Origin of the sequence: Moorena sp. SIO3E8, from assembly GCF_010692445.1 — a bacterium.
Classification (GTDB): domain Bacteria; phylum Cyanobacteriota; class Cyanobacteriia; order Cyanobacteriales; family Coleofasciculaceae; genus Moorena; species Moorena bouillonii.
The window spans coordinates 1-22,556 of the sequence record NZ_JAAHHM010000107.1 but is presented as its reverse complement, the minus strand read 5'-3'; the positions used below and the strand labels follow the sequence as shown (position 1 = coordinate 22,556).

At 44.5% G+C, this 22,556-nt stretch carries 18 protein-coding genes; 9 read left to right on the top strand and 9 right to left on the bottom strand.

Translation table 11 applies throughout. The features are described from left to right. Positions 1 to 327: 327 nt before the first annotated feature. Both F6K46_RS29605 and F6K46_RS29600 read right to left on the bottom strand, forming a co-directional pair. Positions 328 to 1,995 (bottom strand): hypothetical protein, encoded by a 1,668-nt coding sequence (locus tag F6K46_RS29605; protein WP_293060697.1) that lies wholly within the window; start codon positions 1,993 to 1,995, stop codon positions 328 to 330. A 247-nt stretch (positions 1,996 to 2,242) separates the two neighbouring features. Continuing rightward, on the bottom strand, positions 2,243 to 4,054 hold the full coding sequence (locus F6K46_RS29600; protein WP_293060695.1) for a hypothetical protein: 1,812 nt from the start codon (positions 4,052 to 4,054) through the stop codon (positions 2,243 to 2,245). A gap of 358 nt (positions 4,055 to 4,412) precedes the next feature. On the opposite strand from F6K46_RS29600, the gene F6K46_RS29595 reads away from it, so the two are divergent. The 7 genes from F6K46_RS29595 to F6K46_RS29565 all read left to right on the top strand — a co-directional run bounded on the left by F6K46_RS29595 (position 4,413) and on the right by F6K46_RS29565 (position 11,422). After that, positions 4,413 to 4,601: a hypothetical protein gene (locus F6K46_RS29595; protein WP_293060693.1), complete on the top strand. Its 189-nt coding sequence runs from the start codon at positions 4,413 to 4,415 to the stop codon at positions 4,599 to 4,601. Between the two features lie 13 nt (positions 4,602 to 4,614). Beyond that, the gene (locus F6K46_RS29590) at positions 4,615 to 7,167 is read left to right on the top strand and encodes a CHAT domain-containing tetratricopeptide repeat protein (RefSeq protein ID WP_293060691.1); all 2,553 of its coding nucleotides are present in this window, start codon (positions 4,615 to 4,617) and stop codon (positions 7,165 to 7,167) included. Positions 7,168 to 7,172: 5 nt separating this feature from the next. Continuing rightward, positions 7,173 to 7,613 carry a hypothetical protein gene (locus F6K46_RS29585; protein WP_293060689.1) on the top strand — a complete coding sequence of 147 codons (441 nt, stop codon included), beginning with the start codon at positions 7,173 to 7,175 and terminating at the stop codon, positions 7,611 to 7,613. Further along, positions 7,603 to 8,022, top strand: coding sequence for a PIN domain-containing protein (locus F6K46_RS29580; RefSeq protein WP_293060687.1), 420 nt, complete (start codon positions 7,603 to 7,605; stop codon positions 8,020 to 8,022). The genes F6K46_RS29585 and F6K46_RS29580 overlap by 11 nt, the downstream gene beginning before the upstream one ends. A gap of 224 nt (positions 8,023 to 8,246) precedes the next feature. Further along, positions 8,247 to 9,908 (top strand): tetratricopeptide repeat protein, encoded by a 1,662-nt coding sequence (locus F6K46_RS29575; protein ID WP_293060685.1) that lies wholly within the window; start codon positions 8,247 to 8,249, stop codon positions 9,906 to 9,908. Between the two features lie 33 nt (positions 9,909 to 9,941). Beyond that, complete coding sequence (locus tag F6K46_RS29570; protein WP_293060683.1) at positions 9,942 to 11,180, top strand: CHAT domain-containing protein; 1,239 nt, start codon at positions 9,942 to 9,944, stop codon at positions 11,178 to 11,180. Between the two features lie 83 nt (positions 11,181 to 11,263). Continuing rightward, positions 11,264 to 11,422, top strand: a complete 159-nt coding sequence (locus F6K46_RS29565) for a hypothetical protein (RefSeq protein WP_293117624.1) — start codon at positions 11,264 to 11,266, stop codon at positions 11,420 to 11,422. Here F6K46_RS29565 and F6K46_RS29560 read toward each other — a convergent pair whose 3' ends face one another. The 4 genes from F6K46_RS29560 to F6K46_RS29545 all read right to left on the bottom strand — a co-directional run bounded on the left by F6K46_RS29560 (position 11,423) and on the right by F6K46_RS29545 (position 17,026). Continuing rightward, positions 11,423 to 12,061 carry a lysophospholipid acyltransferase family protein gene (locus F6K46_RS29560; RefSeq protein WP_293024086.1) on the bottom strand — a complete coding sequence of 213 codons (639 nt, stop codon included), beginning with the start codon at positions 12,059 to 12,061 and terminating at the stop codon, positions 11,423 to 11,425. Positions 12,062 to 12,379: 318 nt separating this feature from the next. After that, positions 12,380 to 13,405, bottom strand: a complete 1,026-nt coding sequence (locus F6K46_RS29555) for an SDR family oxidoreductase (RefSeq protein ID WP_293063735.1) — start codon at positions 13,403 to 13,405, stop codon at positions 12,380 to 12,382. A gap of 52 nt (positions 13,406 to 13,457) precedes the next feature. Continuing rightward, positions 13,458 to 14,504, bottom strand: coding sequence for a ribonucleotide-diphosphate reductase subunit beta (locus F6K46_RS29550; RefSeq protein WP_293117621.1), 1,047 nt, complete (start codon positions 14,502 to 14,504; stop codon positions 13,458 to 13,460). 260 nt (positions 14,505 to 14,764) lie between these two features. Then, the gene (locus tag F6K46_RS29545; RefSeq protein ID WP_293063744.1) at positions 14,765 to 17,026 is read right to left on the bottom strand and encodes a ribonucleoside-diphosphate reductase subunit alpha; all 2,262 of its coding nucleotides are present in this window, start codon (positions 17,024 to 17,026) and stop codon (positions 14,765 to 14,767) included. A 457-nt stretch (positions 17,027 to 17,483) separates the two neighbouring features. Here F6K46_RS29545 and F6K46_RS29540 point away from each other — a divergent pair, with 457 nt between their 5' ends. Further along, entirely contained in the window at positions 17,484 to 17,867 is a 384-nt protein-coding gene (locus F6K46_RS29540; protein ID WP_293063742.1) for a DUF4346 domain-containing protein, read from the top strand. Here the strand turns inward: F6K46_RS29540 and F6K46_RS29535 are convergent. The 3 genes from F6K46_RS29535 to F6K46_RS29525 form a co-directional block, all read right to left on the bottom strand. Beyond that, positions 17,839 to 18,573, bottom strand: coding sequence for a glycerophosphodiester phosphodiesterase (locus F6K46_RS29535; protein ID WP_293063731.1), 735 nt, complete (start codon positions 18,571 to 18,573; stop codon positions 17,839 to 17,841). The genes F6K46_RS29540 and F6K46_RS29535 overlap by 29 nt on opposite strands. Before the next feature lie 241 nt (positions 18,574 to 18,814). Then, positions 18,815 to 20,272: a S8 family serine peptidase gene (locus F6K46_RS29530; RefSeq protein ID WP_293063729.1), complete on the bottom strand. Its 1,458-nt coding sequence runs from the start codon at positions 20,270 to 20,272 to the stop codon at positions 18,815 to 18,817. A gap of 359 nt (positions 20,273 to 20,631) precedes the next feature. Further along, positions 20,632 to 20,943 carry a hypothetical protein gene (locus tag F6K46_RS29525; protein WP_293063727.1) on the bottom strand — a complete coding sequence of 104 codons (312 nt, stop codon included), beginning with the start codon at positions 20,941 to 20,943 and terminating at the stop codon, positions 20,632 to 20,634. A gap of 634 nt (positions 20,944 to 21,577) precedes the next feature. On the opposite strand from F6K46_RS29525, the gene F6K46_RS29520 reads away from it, so the two are divergent. Beyond that, complete coding sequence (locus F6K46_RS29520; protein WP_075902947.1) at positions 21,578 to 22,315, top strand: PEP-CTERM sorting domain-containing protein; 738 nt, start codon at positions 21,578 to 21,580, stop codon at positions 22,313 to 22,315. Positions 22,316 to 22,556 lie beyond the last annotated feature (241 nt).

Genomic DNA, 22,556 nt, shown 5'->3' with positions numbered 1-22,556 from the left:
GGTGAAACGAGGTAGAGAATTTAGGGTGTGGGGTGTGGGGAGGGTGTGGAGATTGGGAGATGGGGAGATGGGGAGATGGGGAGATGGGGAGATGGGGAGATGGGGAGATGGGGAGATGGGGAGATGGGGAGATGGGGGAGTTGCTAGTGGTGCGTGATCAGACGGGCTTGCCATGGTTGGTTTTCCGGCTGTTGGCATCGGTTGGGATCCCCGTCCCGTAACACACCACTATTCCTGTTCCCTATTCCCTATTCCCTATTCCCTGTTCCCTATTCCCTGTTCCCTAGTTTGACAGGTAAATTTTCAACTTGGTGCAAGATCTAAGTATTACCTAGCATTACTTCTTTTGGATAACTCAATGGGAGCTAAGAGAAGTTTATCTGGCACTGCTATCAATGTGGGAGCAGTTTCTGCCACCTCAGATACAGCAGCATCCTGATTTCTGTTAAGTGTACCTGGTGCAACGACTTCTAATAAACCAAAAACAGCAGGACCACCGTAATAGTTTCCGGGGTTATCCGGATCGGGATTTTTCATAAGAATAGAACGATTCCCCAAGGGAGCATCAGGAGCAGCAGTGATGGTGAGGATGAACACTTGCTGATTACTACCTAGATCCTGAAAATCTGTTTGTTCAAAGGTAATACCTGGTGAACCAGTAAATTCAATAGTGGATTGTGAATCGCTGTCAAATGCGTACAGTACAACATTCTCCACGGTAGTCCCTGGCTCAATACGCATATTTAAGCTAGAACGAAACGCTACACTAAGCATTTCCAATTCTCTCAAGACATACGGACGAGGTAATAACTTTGGTTCCCCTGCACAAAGAAGCCCATCTTGGTTCACCTGAGGCAAGCCCAGACCTGCAAGAGCAATTTGGAAAGTTTGAGCAATTTGTGCCCCGTATTCAATATTGAATCCATTGATGGTAATATCGCTAACCGTAAAGCCTAACTCCTCAGGCACTTCATAAACTGCATGGAGAATATAGTCCATTTCCTCCCCAGAGTCCCGTTTACGCCCGCGAATCACCTTCCAGTAGTCTGAGGGTTTAGCATCTTCAGGGGCATCAAAGGGTAATTCGTAGGTGTTAAAACTAGGTTCTTGGATGTACAGACCGACGGGATTTGCCAGGGATATCCGAAGTCCAGAACCTGGTGCTCCTGTTCCCCGCACTAATCCGTTAACGGACGCTCCAATGGTGGGATCACTGTTACGGTTTGGGGTACCATACCGACTGCAATTGATCAGCTGGTTTTTGTCTGTAATTGGATTACCTGCTACATCTCTACGGAGGACTGTGGCTTGTCCAGCTAGAAATACTTCCGCACTTAGGGAATTAGGATTGCTAATCAGGTGAACCGCTCCAGCAGTCGTGGTGCTATTCCAGGCATTGCGATCGTTATAAGCTGGTCGCCCGGTGGCGGGATCGATAACTAAATTACCTTGTTGGTCACGCAGATACAGATCCTCAATTTTGACCTCGGGACTGACTAATTTCTGGTAAAGGCCCAAGACAACATTGGGATCGACTTCCCACAAGGTATACCAGTATTCTCGGTTCTCACATGTGAACATTATTTTGGTAATCTTACCCTGTGCATTGCGGGTGACGCTCCACTCACAATATTCATCCTGCCAGCCACGGGGACCACTCGGACCATAGTTATCCTCCGGGGGTGGTCCTTCGTCAGCATATTGCCACTGGGTACGTTCCCCAACATTGGGATATGCCATTAAAATCCGGTTCGGGAACGCCGTCCATTTAATCGGTACACCCTTCGTTCCTTCTGGAATATCAGTTTTGAGAGGATTGAAATATTGGCTTAGGGGTGGTTGGTTAACTGAACTCCACGGATCGTTTTTCAAGGTTTGTTCTGTATAGCGATTAATGTTATTACTCCAGCGAGTGCGTAATGCTTTTTCCTTTTCTTCTTCTCCACAAAAATCATTTTGATTGGCTGGTGGATCAAATTGAGGTAGTTTAGCCATTGATTGACTCCTTAGTTTTTTAGTGTTATTGATATGGCAAGTAATAGCAAAGGGAACAGGGAACAGCGGATCTGGGAACAGGGAGTAGGGAGTAGCGATGCAGCGCGGTCTTGGGGGTTTCCCCCATGAGCGACTGCATCAAGACGGGAGTAGGGAAAAGGGAACAAAAATTCTATCAATTCCTACACGGATTGCTAAAGTTGTTGTTGTTTTAGTTAATTTCTTGAGGGTCTGATTTAATCAAGCCCTAATGACTTAAATCACTCTGGGGAAGTAACAAGCTAAATTCATTCAGGTTACTAATTGTTGGCCAGGATTGAAACTGCTCCCGGCGCTTGACACTTGATTCCATCAGTTGAGCTAACTGCTCCCTAGGAGAAAGTGTGTTTAATTCATCCAAATAAGCCTGAATTTGCTCTTGGACAAAAGATTTCCACTGATTATCAGGTAGTTCCCATGTTTGCAAAAACTCTTGTTCCGCAGTGCATTGGTCAAAGTTAGTAGGATCGCAGGGAGGCTGGTTAGCAGCAGCAACTCTAACTTTCTCGGCAAAATCATTGGGTACACTACTAATCCCATTGATGATTGTGCCTGTTGTGACTTGCTCAGCGTACTGCTGCAAGCTAGACCGCTTTTCCGAAAAGACAGGGTTTTTGAAGTCCACCATCAAGACAGCAGCAATGAATTTATCTGTCAAAATCTTGGCACTTCGCATCTGTTTGAGCATGTAGAGGTCTTCTGCAGCAGGAACTGGCACAAAGAAAGAAAAGTAGGTAGAGCCATCCTGTTCGTACAGTGGAGAATCATCCGGTTTGGTGAAGTCAGATTGAACCAGTTGGAAATGATGGGTATTTAGGTAATTGTCATACTCTTGTCGCTCGAAGGTAATCAGCGGGATATTGTAGTTAAGACCTAAGCTGGTCTTGAGGGCTGAATTCCAAAGAAAAAAGTCATTGGGAATACCATCAACAGCACGGTTGGCTGGGCTAGTCTTGGCTCCGTTGCTTTCAATATTCGTTGAGGCCAAATTGATGGTAGTGTTGGTGGTCAGATGACGTAGCATCTGGTTGACGTCCGTTAAGTTAATAACTCCTGCTTGTTTTTTGTAGCGATCGCGCAACCAATTTTTATGGTATTTCATGAAACCACCGAGAATTACCTGCTCAAGCACCTCGGCTCCTTGCAAGTTATTAAAGAATATTTCTTGGGTCACCCTTAACGGCACTACTAGGGGTGAGATTGGCCCCCGCTGAGAATGCCAATTGTTCCAGGGTGGAGCAAGTTCTTTCATAATCACCACACCATTATGGTGACAATCAAAACAGCCCACTCCCATAGTCGGTTGTGCCCGCGCCATCCCAGAATCCCCAGCCCAAGTCCAAACTTTGGTAGATGTACCTAGTTGTTCACCTACCTGTTCCCGCAATTCATAGAAGTTGTATTTTTTGGCTTGTGCATCCCAGGCAATTACTTGCAAAAAGCTAGAGTTGCCACCGGCAGCTGTACTCACAAGAATATCGGCATTACTGGTGCGACTCGTTCCCCAAGTAAGAACATAACGAAGGTTACGGGGTTCTTCACGGGATGCAATCGTCGTCGGGATTTGACTGCCTTCTCCAAGGAAGTAGTTCGCTGATTCCAAGTTCAGTTGGGAGTCTGCAATAGCAGCAGCTAGAGCATCTACATTCTCTGGAAATGTTCCTTTGCTGAGAATTCCAGTAGCAAATGGATCCTTGAGCATCTGCTCAATTTCATCATCTGTCATTGGTTGAAGGCAGCTATCTATACCCTCAACAAAACGATAAATTTGGTCAGGAATTACGGCAGTGCAGTTAGGGACAGACACAGCCGAAAAGATTTCTCTGTCAGCACTACTCCCAAACTTGGGGTGAGTAGCCTTCCGATAACTCCGCCACTGGAAATTACCTGTAGAAAATTGCACGTAGGGAGCCGCAATAGCCTGATTTTGCAATATATCAGCCAGCACCCATGAACTACCTAACAGAAATACCAGTAAAACGGCAAAAATACCCAATTTTGCTAAGTCTACTTTAGGCATTATCCTTTTTAATCTCTTTTTAAACTCCCCGGGATTCTATCCCTGGGATTTTTGTTTCATACACATGACTTGATCATACAAGGAGGCTCATTCAAGGGAATTACAGGACTAAACCAGGCCAAAAAAATTGTCTCCCAGGTTGACTGCATTAAATCTTCCTTGTTAGTTGTCATCGTGAATTTCTATGAATTTAGAAAAGGACTTCAGACAGATTGAACTGTTAACTACCATTTTTCCAAAGCTCTCTGGAATTTCACAGTACCCGCGAGGGTACTCTTGCTCTCACCCTTCCGGGCTTGCCATGGTTTTCCGCTGTTGGCATCGGTTGGAACCCCCGCCGGGGAATGAAACGGGCAAGATGCCCGTTCCACAAGATGCCCATTCTAAGCCTGATGCCCATTCCACTCACCGGGTCAAAGTTCCCGATTCCCGATTCCCGACTCCCGACTCCCGACACCCCACACCCCACACCCCACACCCTACTCCCTGTTCCCTGAATCATTGCATAGGTTCAGGAATCTCTCAGATATGGCCAAATAGGGAATAATTCAATATCCGATATGAAACTTAAGCAAGTCTTATGGTTGGGACTTCTCACTGTCTACCTCACCCCTGGGGTACTCCTGGTTTTGGCTAGATTCCTGAGTTTACCACCAGTGGCTCAAGAACAAAACACGGTTAGCCCAGAGCAAGAAGGGACTTTAGCCCCTAGGGATGCCATAGTTCAAGTAGACAGTAAGCAAGCCGAGGCGGACAAACTATTTCAGCAGGGACTTAGTCACGTTCGTCGCAGTGAGTTCCCAGAAGCATTACAGTCTTGGCAGCAAGCATTGGTGATTTATAAACAAATCGGATACCGCCTGGGTGAAGCTCGCTCCCTGGGTGTTCTGGGTATTACATACCGTAATCTGGGAGAGTACAAAAAAGCCATTGATTACCACCAACAATCGATAGCTATTGCTAGGGACATCGGACACCGCCACGGTGAAGGTGCCTCCCTGGATAATCTGGGTGGTGCATACTTTAATCTGGGAGACTATAAAAAAGCGATTGATTATCACCAAAAATCTTTAGCTATTGCTAGGGAAATCGGATACCGCCTGGGTGAAGCTGCCTCCCTGAATAATCTGGGTATTGTATACTATCATCTGGGAAAGTACAAAAAAGCGATTGATTACCACCAACAATCATTAACTATTGCTAGGGAAATCGGAAACCGCCTGGGTCAAGGTAATTCCCTGAATAATCTGGGTGCTACATACAGTCAACTGGGAGACTATAAAAAAGCGATTGATTACCACCAACAATCATTAACTATTGCTAGGGAAATCGGAAACCGCCTGAGTCAAGGTAATTCCCTGAATAATCTGGGTCTTGCATACGATAATCTGGGAGACTACAAAAAAGCAATTGATTACCACCAAAAATCGATAGCTATTGATAGGGAAATCGGATACCGCCAGGGTGAAGCTAACTCCCTGGGTAATCTGGGTCTTGTATACGATCATCTGGGAGACTATAAAAAAGCAATTGATTACCACCAAAAATCGATAGCTATTAAAAAGAAAATGGGAGACCGCCAGGGTGAAGCTAACTCCCTGAATAATCTCGGTCTTACCTTCTTAAAAAAAAAACAACTAGAACCAGCCCAAACTCACCTGTTTGATGCCATTAAGATTAAGGAAGATATCCGCCACCTCCTCGGTAACAAAGATGATTGGAAGGTTTCTATTTTTGAAAAACAAGCTAACAGCTATATTTTGTTAAAACACGTCTTGATTACTCAAGGTCAACCAAGACAAGCCTTAGAGATTGCCGAACGGGGTCGCAACCGCGCTCTGATTGACTTATTAGCGGCACAGTTATCTGAAACTCCTCAAAAAACCAAAGCTCTTACTCTTGAAGACATTCAAGAGATTGCTCAACAACAACAAGCAACCTTGGTGGAATATTCGATTGTTGATGACCAGATTTATATTTGGGTGATTGCTCCCACTGGGCAGATTACTTTCCGTAGTCATGATTTACCCCAAGATACTACTCTGGCCAAACTAGTCAAATTTAGTCGTGAGGAGATTGGTGTCAGAGGTAGATCTAATCACAATCCTTCTTCACCACAAAACACTAAGGATGGTAATCGACTACAACAACTCTACCAACTGTTGATTACTTCAATTGTTAACTTATTACCTCATGCTCCTTCACCACCAAACCCTAACAATAGTAATCCCCTACAACAACTCTACCAACTCCTGATTACTCCCATTGTTGACGTATTACCAATAAACCCATCAGACCGTATTATTTTTATTCCCCATCAAGAACTATTTCTGGTTCCCTTTGCTGCTCTGCTAGATGATGACGGAAATTATCTAATCGAAAACCATACCATTCTCACTGCTCCTTCGATCCAATCCCTGTCGTTTACCCGTAAAAATTGGCATCGAGTCCAAGACAGCAACGGAACACCATTGATTGTGGGTAATCCCACCATGCCCACCATTACAGTAGGACGGGAACAAAAACCGTTACCCGCTCTACCGGGTGCAGAAACAGAAGCCTTAACCATTGCTAAATTGCTCAATACAAAAGCTCTGATTGGACCCTTAGCAACAGAATCAACCATTGTGGAAAAAATGGCCAATGCTTCCGTTATCCATTTAGCCACCCATGGTTTACTGGATGATGTCAATGGTATTGGTTATCCCGGTGCGATCGCATTAGCTCCTGAGAAACCAGACCATGATGGCTTTCTCACCAGTGATGAAATTCTGATTGGTTACGGACTACCGGAAAAATCCTTATTGAAAGCAAAGTTAGTGGTCCTCAGTGCTTGTGATACTGGTAGGGGTGAGATTAAAGGGGAAGGGGTAGTTGGTTTATCCCGTTCTTTGATTGCCGCCGGTGTACCCACTTTGGTGGTGTCCTTATGGCAAGTGCCTGATGATGATACGGCCAAGTTGATGACGGAGTTTTACACGAATATTTACACCCACAAATTCGATAAAGCCAAAGCCATGCGAGAGGCGATGTTATCGATGCTCAATGATGGAGATGGTAATCCAGACCCGAAAGCTTGGGCGGCTTTTACGGTTATTGGTGAAGCGAGGTAGAGAATTTGGGGAGTCGGGAGTCGGGAGTCGGGAGTCGGGTGTGGGGAAAGTTCGGAACTCTTGCCCCTATTGCCTTTTGCCTTTTGCCTCTTGCCTATTCCTGTTCCCTGCTCCCTATTCCCTGTTCCCTATTCCCTGTTCCCTATTCCTATACAATAGAATTATCATTCCATCGGGAGGTGTTTATGGGTAAAGAAGAAGAACTACTTAAACACTGGCGAGAACTGGCACCGGAAAAACAGCAAAAAGTTTTGGAGTTTGTTGAACTCCTTAAATCTGAGTCAGAAACAACACCCCCTCAATCGGATTTTGTACCAAAAACTCCCTTAGCCCAAAAATTATGGGAAATTCGACAACGAGCAATTGCTGCTGGCTTACGACTGCTCAACGAAGAGGACATTGAACTGGAATTGGCTGCACGTCGAGGTGGATGGAGTGACTCGTAAGAAGACTTACATAGACTCTGGTGTACTGATTACCGCTTTTCAAGGCATTGAGTCAATCAGCATTAGAGCCAATCAAATTCTTAACGATGAAAATCGGGAGTTTGCCTCAAGTCGCTTCGTGCAGTTAGAAGTCTTGCCTAAAGCAATTTTTAACAAGCAACAAGATGAAACAGAATTTTACGAAACCTTCTTTAATGCTGTCAACCATTGGGCAACTGACTTAGAGCAAATTCTCCAAAATGCCCAACAAATTGCCTGTACCTATGGTTTAGCTGGGATGGATGCGATTCATGTAGCAGCTGCACTGCAAATTAAAGCAGATCAACTGATCACAACTGAAAAGCCAACCAAACCAATGCATCGAGTAATGGAAATCGAGATTATTTCAATATATAGCACTCCTCAATGATTCGTAAAATATAGTGGCCGAAGCTATCCCTATAACCCTTGTCCAGCTATAATGCGATCGCTATTTTTATAGTAGTGGCGTAGGGTGTGTTTGGGACAGCCCGTCCCGTAACGCACCACTACCGAGTCCCGACTCCCTACTCCCTACTCCCGACTCCCTGAATCATTGCATAGGCTCAGGAATCTCTCAGATATAGGGAAGTAGGGAATAATTCAATATCCGATATGAAACTTAAGCAAGTCTTATGGTTGGGACTTCTCACTGTCTACCTCACCCCTGGGGTACTCCCTGTTGTGGCTAGTTTCCTCACTGTACTAGCACTGGCTCAAGAACAAAACACGGTTAGCCCAGAGCAAGAAGGAACTATAACCCCTAGTGATGCCATAGTTGAAGTAGACAGTAAGCAAGCCGAGGCGGACAAACTATTTCAGCAGGGAATGAGTCACGTTCGTCGCAGTGAGTTCCCAGAAGCATTACAATCTTGGCAGCAAGCATTGGTGATTTATAAACAAATTGGATACCGTAAGGGTGAAGCTAACTCCCTGTATAATCTGGGTGTTACATACTATCATCTGGGAAACTATAAAAAAGCGATTGATTCCCTCCAAAACTCCTTAGCTATTGCTAGGGAAATCGGACACCGCAAGGTTGAAGGTGCCTCCCTAATTGGTCTGGCTACTACATACCATCATCTGGGAGAGTACAAAAAAGCGATTGATTACTACCAACAATCAATCGCTTTTCAAAGAGAAATTGGAAACCGCAAAGGTGAAGCTAACTCCCTGTATAATCTGGGTAATGCATACCGTACTCTGGGAGAGTACAAAAAAGCGATTGATTACTACCAACAATCGATAGCTATTGCTAGGGAAATCGGTTACCGCCTGGGTGAAGCTAACTCCCTGGGTAATCTGGGGAATGCATACTATCATCTGAGAGAGTACAAAAAAGCGATTGATTCCCTCCAAAACTCCTTAGCTATTGCTAGGGAAATTGGAAACCGCAAAGGTGAAGCTAACTCCCTGTATAATCTGGGTGTTACATACTATCATCTGGGAAACTATAAAAAAGCGATTGATTACCACCAACAATCGATAGCTATTAAAAGGGAAATCGGAGACCGCCAGGGTGAAGCTGGCTCCCTGAATCATTTGGGTAGTGCATACGTTCCTCTGGGAGACTATAAAAAAGCCATTGATTACTACCAACACTTCTTAGCTATTAAAAGGGAAATCAGAGACCGCGAGGGTGAAGCTGACTCCCTGAATAATCTGGGTATTGTATACTATCATCTGGGAAAGTACAAAAAAGCGATTGATTACCACCAACAATCATTAACTATTGCTAGGGAAATCGGAAACCGCCTGGGTCAAGGTCATTCCCTGAATAATCTGGGTGCTACATACAGTCAACTGGGAGACTATAAAAAAGCGATTGATTACTACCAACAATCATTAACTATTGCTAGGGAAATCGGAAACCGCCTGAGTCAAGGTAATTCCCTGAATAATCTGGGTAGTACATACGATAATCTGGGAGACTATAAAAAAGCGATTGATTACCACCAAAAATCGATAGCTATTGCTAGGGATATCGGAGACCGCAAAGGTGAAGCTGCCTCCCTGGGTAGTCTGGGTATTGCATACGATAATCTGCGAGACTACAAAAAAGCGATTGATTACTACCAAAAATCGATAGCTATTGCTAGGGATATCGGAGACCGCAAAGGTGAAGCTGCCTCCCTAAATAATCTCGGTGTTACCTTATTAAAAATAAATCAACTAGAACCAGCCGAAATTCACCTGTATGATGCCATTAAAATTTTGGAAGATATCCGCCACTTCCTCCGTAACAAAGATGATTGGAAGATTTCTATTTTTGAATAACAAGCTCGTAGCTATCGTCTTTTACAACAGGTATTGATTGCTCAAGGAAAACCAAAACAAGCCTTAGAGATTTCCGAACGGGGTCGCAACCGCGCTCTGATTGATTTATTAGCGGCACAGTTATCTGAAACTACTCAAAAAACTAAAGCTCCTACTCTTAAAGACATTCAAGAGATTGCTCAACAACAACAAGCCACTTTGGTGGAATATTCCATTTTTGGTGGCCAAATTTATATTTGGGTAATTGCTCCCACAGGTGAGATTACCTTCCGTAGTCATACCTTACCCGAAGATACCACTCTAGCTGAACTAGTCAAAGTCACTCGTGATTATGTCGCTGTCAGAGGTAGAGGTAATCAGAATCCTACTTCACCACCAAACCCTAAGGATAGTCATCCACTAAACCAACTCTACCAACTCCTGATTACTCCCATTCTTGACGTATTACCTGAAAGCGAATCAGACCGTATTATTTTCATTCCCCATCAAGCACTATTTCTGGTTCCCTTTGCTGCTCTGCTAGATGATGACGGAAATTATCTAATCGAAAACCATACCATTCTCACTGCTCCTTCGATCCAATCTCTGTCGTTTACCCGTCAACATTGGCATCGAGTCCAAGACAGCAACGGAACACCATTGATTGTGGGTAATCCCACCATGCCCACCATTACAGTAGGACAGGAACAAGAACCTTTAAAGTCTCTATCGGGTGCAGAAAAAGAAGCATTAACCATTGCTCAATTGCTGAAGACCACTGCTCTAATTGGAGCAGAAGCAACAGAATCAACCATTGTAGAAAAAATGGCCAATGCTTCCGTTATCCATTTAGCCACCCATGGTTTAGTCGATGGTATTTATTATCGAGGTGCGATCGCATTAGCTCCTGAGGAACCAGACCATGATGGCTTTCTCACCAGTGATGAAATTCTGATTGGTTACGGACTACCGGAAAAATCCTTATTGAACGCAAAGTTAGTAGTCCTGAGTGCTTGTGATACTGGTAGGGGTGAGATAAAAGGGGAAGGGGTAGTGGGTTTATCCCGTTCTTTGATTGCCGCAGGTGTACCCAGTTTGGTGGTGTCCTTATGGCAAGTGCCTGATGATGATACGGCCAAGTTGATGACGGAGTTTTACACGAATATTTACACCCACAAAATGGATAAAGCGAAAGCGATGCGAGAGGCGATGTTATCGATGCTCAATGATGGAGATGGTAATCCAGACCCGAAAGCTTGGGCGGCTTTTACGGTTATTGGTGAAGCTAGGTAGAGAATTGAGGGTGTGGGGTGTGGGGTGTGGGGTGTGGGGTGTGGGGTTTGGGGTGCATCTCATTAAAGCTGTTGGACCCGGTGGTGCGTTACGGGCCGGGCTGTTCCAAGGCTGACTACGAGGCGGAAAATGAGAGGGAGCCCGTCCCTAACACACCCTACGCAACTGTTCCCGATTCCCGATTCCCGATTCCCTACTCCCGACTCCCGACTCCCTACTCCCTACTCCCTACTCCCACATAATCAACGTCCCAAATCATGGAGAGCATTAATCGCTGCAGCACACTGTTGGGTCACAGCTTGCAATTCGTCTCGGTTACTAGAACTAGGAGGAGCAATCAGCTTACCAATGCGGACGGTTAAGGGTACAGACCGTGGCATCAACGAACCTTTTTTAACAATTGCTTGACTTCCCCACAAAGTAACGGGCAGCAGGGGGGCTTGGGCTTGGGCAGCAATCCAGGCGGCACCAAGCTTGGGGTTATGAATGCGAGCATCCCGTGTCCGGGTGCCATCCAAATACACACCAACCGCCCAGCCATTGTCGAGGAAATTGAGAGCAGAACGCAGGGCACTCCGGTCTGCTGAGCCTCGCTTAACCGGGTAAGTACCATACAATTCAATAAACTGTTTCAGGACTGGGACACGAAACAATTCTTCCTTGGCCATAAAGGCTACTGGACGTCCGACACAATTGGCTAAAATCGGTGGGTCAAAGTCACTCGCATGGTTACTCACCACCACCAGTGGTCCCGAGGTGGGTACTTGTTTAGCACCATAAATGCGACCCCGGAAATAGGTATGGACTAAGGGGCTAACCACTGACCACTTCAGGGCGTGATACAGCAGCAGACTGGGAAATGGTTCGCGGCTTCTAGTCACTGAGAATCGATGGGTGGATTTAGATGGTTTGGTTTCTAGTTTACTGCTTTGGGGGAAGGGAACAGCGGATCTGGGAACAGGGAATAGGGAAAAAATAGGTGTGTTTACTTTATTAATATGAGAACCGCTATATCTCAATTTGTTGGTGTGGAAGAAATTGAGGTAGGAGTAAACTGATGAGTAATATCCCCATAGCTCCTTGTGTCCTTATCTCCCTATCTCCCTATCTCCTTATCTCCCTATCTCCCTATCTCCCTATCTCCCTGTTCCCTATTCCCTTTGAGCAATTTAGGTATCCCAATCTAAATGCTGAACAGCTTACTGTAAATGTAATCCGCCATCAATGGGTAAAGCAACTCCTGTAATAAAAGCAGCTTTCGGAGAACATAAAAAAGCAACCACTTGACCAACTTCTGTTGGGGAACACCAACGTTGCATGGGGGTACTTTTAATTCTTTTTTGCATCATTTCGCTATCTACTCCGCCAGAGTTTGCCGTAACAGCATTCCAAGCTTCTGTTTTGGTAAAACCAGGAATAACGACATTAACAGTAATCTGCCTTGAAGCTAGAAGCCTAGCATAGTACCGGGTTAAAAATTCCACCACGGTTTTTCCGGTTCCTGGCATAATATAACTGAGTTTTGGGGTTTGATTCATGTTACATCCAGGGGAAGACGTTGCTACAATATAACCTTGACCATCTTCCATGTATTTAACCGCTTTTTCTACACAACGAATGAAGCATTTAGGGTAGACATTTTGATAGTATTCATAGGCCGCTAAACTGGTTAAGTTACCATCTCCTAATAATAGACGTTGAGAATTAGCAGCTAATTCGGCTTGGTCTGATGCTGGAGACGTTGTCATTCCTACATACAATCCAGCATTATGGATTAGTGCCGTTAACTTACCACCAAAATTGTTTTCTAAACAATCAAAAAACTTGTCTACGGTTTCTGGTTGAGCAACATCACCTTTGACAGTATAAACCTTAACTCCATAATCAGATTCTAAGGTTTTTTTACTATTAGCTGCTGCTGTTTCATTGCTATTAAAGCCAAGAATTAAATCATATCCATCAGCGGCAAGTTGCTCAGAGATGCCGAAACCAATCCCACGAGTTCCTCCAGTAACAATAGCTACTTTTGATGACATACTTTTTAGTATCCTTGATAAATCTAGATTATAGCGGTTTGCCATTGGGTGAGGTACTTTCGTTCTAGGTTTTAGGGAACAGGCAACAGGGAACAGGCAACAGGCAACAGGCAACAGGCAACAGGCAACAGGCAACAGGCAACAGGCAACAGGCAACAGGCAACATGGAAAAAATCCTGTGTACCTCACTCCCGACTCTCGACTCCCTACTCCCTACTCCCTACTCCCTACTCCCTACTCCCTAGATTTCATCCCAACCACTGACCCCAGAAGACATCACATAACTAGTTACGCTAGCTTCAAAGAAGTTGGCCTTAGTATGAGCATCTTTTTTAGTATCAGAAAAACGCTCTAAGTGGCTGTAGGGACTCTTTTGATAGTTTTCTCCCTGATAAAGGGGTTCTAATCCAATAGAACGTAACCTGATATTAGCCAGATACTTGGTGTAGTGCTCAGTACTCCGTTCGGTAATCCCTAAAATATCGTTACCAACAATATGATTAGTCCAGCGACATTCATGCTCCACTGCTGTGGCAAACATTTCATAAATTTGGTCCCTGGAATAGGGAAATACTTCCATAGCCATGGGGATTAACTTTTGATAAAGCCGGACATGACTCAGTTCATCTCGATTAATCATTTTAAAAATGTCAGCTGAGCCTGGCATCAGCATCCTAGAGGCGAGATTGTAGAAGTAAATGAAACCATTATAGAAGTACATTCCTTCTAGTAAAAAGTCAGCCAGTAAGGAAACAAAATAGTTTTCTGGGGTGGGATTATCAACATATTTTTGATAGAAACTGGCAACAAATTCGCATCTATCCCTCAGCACTTTATCAGTGCGCCAGAATTCATAAACTCTACTTCTATGTTCAGTAGGTATAACGGTTTCTATGATATATTGATAACTTTGATTGTGCATCCCTTCCTGAGAAATTTGTTCCGCCATACACAGACTAACTTCTGGAGCAGTAATGCTACTTTTGATGTGAGGAATATTGCAGGTTTGAACGGAATCTAAAAAAGTTAAATAGGAGAGAATCCCATCATAAGCATAACGTTCTGCTGGCGTTAAATTGGAGTAGTCTGTTACGTCTTGAGTTAGGTCTAGTTTCTGGGGAATCCAGAAGTTTTCCCGCATCTGTTGATACAACCCAATTGCCCAAGCATAACGGACATCATTGAGTTGCATCAAGTTAGTGGTGTTACCAAACCAAATTGAACGGTGTTCAGTTTTATCATCCCCATCTGGATTAAAGATAGGGTTAATTGGCATTGTAGTTAGCATTTTTAGAGGGAGTAGGGAGTAGGGAGTAGGGAGTAGGGAATCGGGAATCGGGAATCGGGAATCGGGAATCGGGAACAGGGAGTGTGGGGAGCAAGAGCTATCAGCTATCAGCTATCAGCTATCAGCTATCAGCTATCAGCTATCAGCTGATGTTTCACAGGCTGGAAGCCTGTTCCACAAAGCTGACCACTGACCGCTGACCACTGACCGCTGACTGCTGACCGATCCTTCACAGGCTGGAAGCCTGTTCCACAGAATCACTAATTGGCGCAAGCGATACAAGTGTTGTCTAATTCTTTGAAGTTGTCACGCTGGACGGTTCGGATATAATACACGGCTTTACATCCTAATTCCCAGGCCATGACTAGGGTTTCATAGATGTCTTTGGCTTTGAGGGTGCGTTCAGGTTCGTCTGGGAAATAGACTCCTTGGTTTAAGTTAAATAACAATTCCATGGAAATCCCAGTATCAATCCATTGCTGGATAGTGGCGACTGCTTGAACAACTTTTTTCTGATCAAAGTTTTTGTTCTCGTGGTAGAACCAAAAATTGTCTTTGATAAAGGGTGGGGCAATGGGTACAGTGCCTTTTGCCCATTTGTCATAGAAGAATTTGCTGTGAACTGGTAAGACACTCGCGGTACATCCTTGTACTAGGGATGAGGATGTATTGGGTGCGATCGCAGTAATATGAGAATTGCGAATCCCAAATTTTTGAATATCCTGAGATAGGGCTATCCAACGCTCTTGATGCTGGGAATTTTCTACAAACCATTCCACTGGTTTAGCGCCAATTAGCTTACCTTTACTCCACTCACTGCCATCGAAAGCAGCATAAGCACCACGTTCGATAGCCAGTTCCATAGATGCATGGGTGCAGTAGTAGCCAATATCCTCAAATAAGTTACTAATTTCCTTGAGGTTGTTATAGGTTAGCCACCGTTTCGCTAACCAATCCGCTAATCCCATACACCCTACTCCGATGGTGCGGTATTTGTGATTGTGCCTATGGGCTGCTTCAAAAGGAGGAGTGGTTAAATCAATCGTGTTATCGAGGATCCGCACTGCTAGACGACAGATATTGGGCAATTCAGTTTCCTCAATATTGGCGAGATTAATTGAGTCCAAATTGCAACAGTGAGCAGCATTGCCAATTTCGACATTAGAGAAACTTTCGGTACAAAGATTTACCGCTGGGATGTAGCCTTCGTGTTGATTAGGATTAGCGCGGTTAATGGTATCCTTGAACGCCAAGTAAGGCATTCCGGTCTCTACTTGCGATCGCATAATCGTCTTGAAGAGTTCCCGAGCATTAACCGTTTTGTAGAGAGTCAGGGTTTCGCCGATGGCTGCTTCAATGGTTTGATAGGCGCTTTCAAACTCCTCTGCCCAAAGTTCGGATAGCTCAATCCCTAGCTTGATCCGTACTTCATAGGGATCGATTAATGTCCAGTCTTCTTTATTAACCACCCGACGCATAAACTCATCGGGAATCACCAATTGGGGAAAGATATCATAAGCCTTGCGCCGGGGATCGCCATTTTCCGCTTGCATCTCCAGAAACTCTGGCACATCGATATGCCAAACATCCACACTAACGGTGACTGCCCCTGCCCGACGGCCTCCTTGATTAACTGCGATCGCAGTATCGTTAAGCAGTTTAATCCAAGGAATCACCCCGCCCGAAGCATTGGCTTTGCCCATCACCCAGCTACCTGTTGAGCGAATCCGGCTGACATTGACCCCAACACCACCACCGTTTTTGGAGATTCTGGCGGTATCAGTAATTCCTTCAAAGATGCTTTCCAGGTTGTCATCAATGCTAGTGATAAAACAGGAAGACAGAGACCCCTTAGGAATTCTGAGATTAGCCAGGATCGGGGTAGCTAGAGATATTTTCCGTTGTGCGATCGCTTCATAAAATCGCCTTGCCCAACCTAGTCTATCTTCCGGGACTTCCACTGACCCTAGCAGCAGAGCACAAGTTAAAAATGCCTCTTGGGGCAACTCATCCGCCAGGAGATACCGACGAGTTAGCAGTACAGCCCCTGCATAATCATAATCCGTGTCCCAATCCGGATTAATCCAAGAACCTGCTTCGTTTAGCTCCTCAGTCGTATAGGTTAAGATACTGGGGTCATATTGACCAGACTCTACTTTAGAGCGAACAGTTCTAGGGTAGTCACCGTACTCATAACCACGGTTTACCAGGGTATCTTTCCAGAGACTCCAGATCTGCATTCGTCCTGCTACATAGCGCCAGTCAGGCTGATCAGGACTACACATTTCCAGGGCACAGTTGATCAAGTTATCCTGAATTTCTCTGGTAGTAACACCGTCACGTAAGCGGGTAGTGAGTCCGGCTTCTAGAGTGATCGGATTGACATCCTTGCCAGCACAAGCCCACTCAACAACACCACGAATTTTGGAAATATCAAGGGCAGCGAGAGAACCATCCCGTTTGATCACCTTAATCTTCCCTTGATTTTGATTTATGGTTGTTGCCGATAGGGTTTGTTGCATTTTCACTGGTTAGGCAGAATATTAGATTTAACACACCATGACTTGCTAACCCCAAGGTACAACACTACCACTAGGGTTAACTATTGAATTCCCAAGCTCTACTATACTAAATCTGGAGTGATTTGGGTTATAGTTTTTGCCGACAGGATTTGTGGCCTTTTCACTCGTTGCTCAGAATCTTAGATATAATACACCATGGCTGGCTAACCCCAAGGTACAACACTACCACTAGGGTTAACTATTAAATTCCCAAGCTCTACTATACTAAATCTAGAGTAAGTATGGCTGTTAAATTTATCAACTTTTTTGAGTAAGTGACCAAGTAACTCCCCACACCTCCAACATCTGCCGCGCCCCGCTCTGTTTCCCTGTTATCCTCATCTCTGACCTTGTATAATTGTTCTGTTAGAGTTATCATAGTGGAATTTGCCATCAGCTTTAGCCCTTGACCGTTCCCATGATGATCACTGCCCAAAACATTACTGCTATTGATGAAAAGCTCTCCCAACGCTTTATTGAACTCGATCCAGAGGGCTACTTTATTATTTACATAGACCGAGATGCAAGTCTGATCTGTGCCGAACACTACAGTAACAAAATTAATGATAAAGGGTTAGCAGTTGATCCAGAAACCGGAGAACCATTTCCGTGCGATGTTAAATTAAACCGTACTCCCACCGCTATTTTCAAAGGTAGGACAGCCAAGGAACTAGGCATGAAAATTACCGAAGAAACTAAACCCTGTCCTTTAAGTCGCTTCGATCACGCCCTTTACCTAGGACGAGAATTTGTCAGAGCCGAGATAGCGATGATCAATGGCGAAGAGTACATTCAAGATTAGTCAATAGCTTGCGAGCTAAGTCCGGTTTATCGGTAATTATACCATGTACCCGATTATCATTTAGAAACTCTCCAATCATTTTTTGATCATTTACAGTCCAAGCAAAAACCGGTTTGCCCTGTTTAGCAGCAATTTTCAATAAACCAAATTTTAACGTTTCCCACTGTAGTGCTAGTATATCCGGTGTAAGTCGGATCAGTTTTTGAAACACCCAAATCCCGAAAAACCTGAGTAATATAATCAGAAAATTATTATTGTTTTGGCTTAATAGCAATCCCGTTTTTACCTCAGGATGCTTAGATTTTATCGATCTTAATGATGAAATATTAAATGATAAAATAACAAACTCATCTATCTTGATATATCCCATTACTAAGGCCATGACTTTTTCTTCATAGCCTTTTTCTTTGAGCTCAACCGCTAGTTGAATTTTGTTACGAGTCAGTATTAAAACTTCCTCAACCGTAGGAACTCTAAACCCTTGCTGACCAGCAATGGAATTGATTTCAGCAAAGCTTAACTGACTGATAGCTTGATTAGCTATCATAGCATCATGATGGGAAATCAATACCCCATCTTTAGTGATTCTTACATCAAATTCGATAAAGTCAGCCCCAATTTCAATCGCTTTCTCATAGGCTTCAATAGTATTCTCTTTGGAACAATTAGATGCTCCACGATGGGCGATTATCCTATTGGTCAGCATATCTAACAAAGGGAACAGGGAACAGGGAATAGGGAACAGGGAGCAGGGGAAGAGAGGGAAAGATGGGCAGATGGGATGTATGGGAGTGTGGTGATATTCCTGACTCCCAATTCCTGACTCCCGATTCCCGACTCCCGACTCCCGACTCCCGACTCCCGATTCCCGACTTCTGACTTCTGAATTCCCGACTCCCTATTCCCTCAAATCAAAACTATAGCTCACCTATTTGAGAAGCGCTATCTCATCGAGGTGCTGGCAAGTCATGAACATTGCGGATGGTCACGGAGCGAGCTAACTTATAGGCGGCATAGGAATCCACCAAACCGGCTCCAGTTGCTCCATCGTGTCCTTCTCCTGCCGGTTGACCATGGGCGCTCTTGCCCAGCTTAACATCTCGCGCTGATGCCCGCAGAATCTGCTTAATCAGAGATGGAGACAGACCAGGTTGCGCCTGCTTAAGCAAGGCACAAACACCAGCTACTTGGGGAGAAGCAGCACTAGTACCGCTGATCACGGCCCAGCCATCATCAGTAGCCGTTTCGTCCTGATTCGGATACTTACCGCCGCCCAAGCCTTGGTCAATTTCGTCCCCTGGTTCAACGGGCAACATGATATAAGCAGCGCTGGGTCGCATTCCCACCAGTCCACACACATCAGGTACGTGGCGTCCTGGATAAATCTGGCTATCAAAGCTACTGGCGTAGTCGGAAGCTTCTAAGCGAAAGTCATTGCCCTCAACAGTATCGTGGGCATAGACTCCACCCACAGAAATCACTTCCGGCATCTGACCAGGAAATCCGTAGTGTCCGTTACCAGCAGAGAAACAGACAGTAATACCACGCTCTTTGACGGCTTCAATAACTGCTGCCTCTAAGGGCTTAAGGTAATTCGGTAGAGGCCCTTCTGGAATACTGAAGCCCCAGCTGTTGTTCATCACCGCTGGATGTAAATCCGATGCCATCTTAAACGCCAGGGTGGGGTTACTCCCCATTTTGACACCAATAAAGTCAATATCCGGTGCATTGGAAAAAATATTTGCTGCTTCAGCGGTGCCATGACCATTCTCATCCCGCTCCACGTTTTGAGCATCTGGTGCCAAAGTTGCCTGGTAGTTGTAGCCATGCCACTCGTAAAAGGGATGCTTGTAGAATCCAGTGTCTACCATTGCTACTAAAACGCCCTTACCGGTTACCCCGACTTTGTGGACAGGGGTCGAGCGACATACCATAGCTACATCGGAGGGAACATTAAGGTGATGATAACCAACCCGTGGAGGCAGTGGTGACTCAAATAAAATCGGTGGACGTTGGGGATAAGCTCGCTCTATCAACCCAGATAGCTCTTGGGGAATGGTAAAGGGAGCACCAGCAACATGGCGCAAGAAGGTCACTTCTCCCAGTTGAGGATGAGCCTCGCTAATCAGTTGGCTGTCCTGTTCAACTCGGGTGCTAAAGACCCGTTCCCAAAGTTCCCGTGGTCCATCAGCACTAATAGAAAAGGTTCCGATTTGCTCGACTCGAAAACCAAGGGATTGTAGAATATTTGCAGCTTGAATGCCCCGTCCAGGGGGTGGAGCGAATTGTTGAAGATTCTCCGGTTGGAGGTAGGTGTCACTTGCGAACATAGACTGGCCACTTTCTGATGCGAGAATGGCTTCAAAGGAAACTCGCTCAACTCCCGTCTGTAGTTGTTGTATCATAATTATCCTGTTAGTTAAATCCTAGTTAGACAGCGGTTGATGACTATCGCTGTCTTTGTTGATCAACAAACCAAGTTGCTTTACTTCTTTGGTTTACTTCTTTAGTTTGGTATTTTTAATCACATATTGACGTCACCCTCGTGGGTACTTTTGTTTTGTTCGGCTTTAGTTTAAAATTATTTTGGAAATTTTTTACTATTGAACATTTGACTATTAATACAGTAGAAGCACGATCGGATCGTGCCTCTAGCCTGGATAATGTTCTGTAAGCATTCAGCTATCAGCCTATGCGCGTAGCCCATAGGCTGACAATGTTCAAATTATCGTTAACTGGATTGGCCGTTGGCCACGCTACGCGATCAGAAAAATTCTGGGGGTTCTACAAACATCACCCCAGTTAGCAAGGTTTGTAGTTGCTCAGGAATTTGTAGATTGTCAACCGTAGCTTTGGGATAGGTAACCTCACTGCCATCTATCTCCTGGATCAGGGTTTTCTGCTGTGGTTGGAAGGAAACATTGAAAGTTGATTCCCACAGGGATTGCGGGGCTTGTACACTGATAGTCGGTCCAATGTGCAGTATCCGAAAGCCAAGCTGTTGTAGAGCTAAAGCAGCTTGTCTAGAGTGGTTCGGGGATGACTCAATTTCTGCTGAGATCGTGTTTTCCGGCATAGAACGCCTCCGATGGAAAGTCTGGCATCGGTGATTTTTGGGTAGGGGCGACCGATTGGGGCAAGTAATTAATTACTGAAACCCTAGGTTTTATGTGCTTTTGCTTCGCCCTCCCATAGGACAACCTAGAGTTTCCCTTAATTAAGGGCAATTTGTCAAGCTATAGCGCTGCCCCCAGGCAATAGGGAATAGGGAATAGGGAACAGGGAATGAAAAACCTTGTAACATCAAGGTTTTAGCAATTCGTATTGAGGCAAAGCGCGAGTGGGCACTTGAGCTGACTTGCTTAGAAGTGGCCCCTTGATAGTCCTGAAGAGGACGGAAAAAATGCACGGGCTATTTTCTGTAGATTAGCTCCGGGTCATGAAATCAAGTTGGGTGCGAGTTTAAGGGTGACGGTATTTTTTTTTTGCTATGAATTTATACAAAAAAATACAAAATTTATACCTTTTATAGGTTAGCGCTAACGCGATCGCAACCATCAGATTGGCATACTATAAATATCAGTTAATTTACTGAAAGTAATTTTACTGACAGCTCAAGCTATGATCAAGTTAGTCAAACATTTAGTCAAAATTAATTACAGACTACAGTCAATTCATTAATTTATTAAAATAACTAGGGCGTCTATAACATGAACATAACTAAATTTGTAACCAGTGGATTAGTTTTAGGGTCTATAGTTTTGGGAGCAGTAGGACAAGCCCAGGCAGCTGATCTCGTCAAGAAGTCCTGGATAGCCACTGAAGCTCATAGCAACCCAGACACCTATTGGTCAGGACACTCTTTCTGGTTACCTGAGTTGGAATCAGGGAGATTTCTATTTGACCCTAAAGGTACCTTTAATGAATACGATGATGGGAGTGCTAATTTGTTGGGCACCATCGTTTCTGAGTTAGATGATACTAAAAAATGGGAGGTTGATATTTGGTTCGATCGCACAACAGAACCTACGGTAAAACCCAAAAAGGAACTACCGAAGTTTAATTATGTAGAAAATGGTGGTTCCATCGATACTAGTGATTGGTACTACTATAACATGGATGAAGATCGCGCTACCTTAACTGGCGTAGATTTCTACGATGGTAAAGAACTGAATCTTTACCAAATGCCTAGAGATGGTAAACACGCCTTCCAGGTTGGGTTTGGAGCTAATGGTAAAAACACTAACTTTGGTATGTCTGGCTGGTTAGGTGCTACGGGTTCTTATACTTTTGATAAGGCTGATATTAATGTTGATCTAACTCTTGATCCTAACCATCCTTCTAATTCTACACCTGTTCCTGAACCCATGACCATGGGCTTGTTCAGCCTAGGCTTACTGGGATTAAGTGTGACATCATTAAAGCGCAAGTCTAAGGAATTGCTATGACCTAGTAATTTTAAAGCTTACCTGATTTTTTCGTCGGCATAACTGATTCAACCACTTCTGTGTAGGAACTAGACTATTATCTCATAGTCTGTTCCTTTTTTATGTTTTGTGGTAAGCTATCAGCTATCAGCTATCAGCTATCAGCTATCAGCTATCAGCTATCAGCTATCAGCTATCAGCTATCAGCTATCAGCTATCAGCTATCAGCTATCAGCTATCAGCTATCAGCTATCAGCTATCA

What these genes read in the sequence shown, in the direction of transcription:
- F6K46_RS29525 (WP_293063727.1), bottom strand. Translation starts at nt 20,943, where the DNA reads ATGCCGGAAAACACGATCTCAGCAGAAATTGAGTCATCCCCGAACCAC.
- F6K46_RS29600 (WP_293060695.1), bottom strand. Translation starts at nt 4,054, where the DNA reads ATGCCTAAAGTAGACTTAGCAAAATTGGGTATTTTTGCCGTTTTACTG.
- F6K46_RS29605 (WP_293060697.1), bottom strand. Translation starts at nt 1,995, where the DNA reads ATGGCTAAACTACCTCAATTTGATCCACCAGCCAATCAAAATGATTTT.
- F6K46_RS29550 (WP_293117621.1), bottom strand. Translation starts at nt 14,504, where the DNA reads ATGCTAACTACAATGCCAATTAACCCTATCTTTAATCCAGATGGGGAT.
- F6K46_RS29540 (WP_293063742.1), top strand. Translation starts at nt 17,484, where the DNA reads ATGATGATCACTGCCCAAAACATTACTGCTATTGATGAAAAGCTCTCC.
- F6K46_RS29530 (WP_293063729.1), bottom strand. Translation starts at nt 20,272, where the DNA reads ATGATACAACAACTACAGACGGGAGTTGAGCGAGTTTCCTTTGAAGCC.
- F6K46_RS29595 (WP_293060693.1), top strand. Translation starts at nt 4,413, where the DNA reads ATGCCCGTTCCACAAGATGCCCATTCTAAGCCTGATGCCCATTCCACT.
- F6K46_RS29590 (WP_293060691.1), top strand. Translation starts at nt 4,615, where the DNA reads ATGAAACTTAAGCAAGTCTTATGGTTGGGACTTCTCACTGTCTACCTC.
- F6K46_RS29575 (WP_293060685.1), top strand. Translation starts at nt 8,247, where the DNA reads ATGAAACTTAAGCAAGTCTTATGGTTGGGACTTCTCACTGTCTACCTC.
- F6K46_RS29535 (WP_293063731.1), bottom strand. Translation starts at nt 18,573, where the DNA reads ATGCTGACCAATAGGATAATCGCCCATCGTGGAGCATCTAATTGTTCC.
- F6K46_RS29545 (WP_293063744.1), bottom strand. Translation starts at nt 17,026, where the DNA reads ATGCAACAAACCCTATCGGCAACAACCATAAATCAAAATCAAGGGAAG.
- F6K46_RS29520 (WP_075902947.1), top strand. Translation starts at nt 21,578, where the DNA reads ATGAACATAACTAAATTTGTAACCAGTGGATTAGTTTTAGGGTCTATA.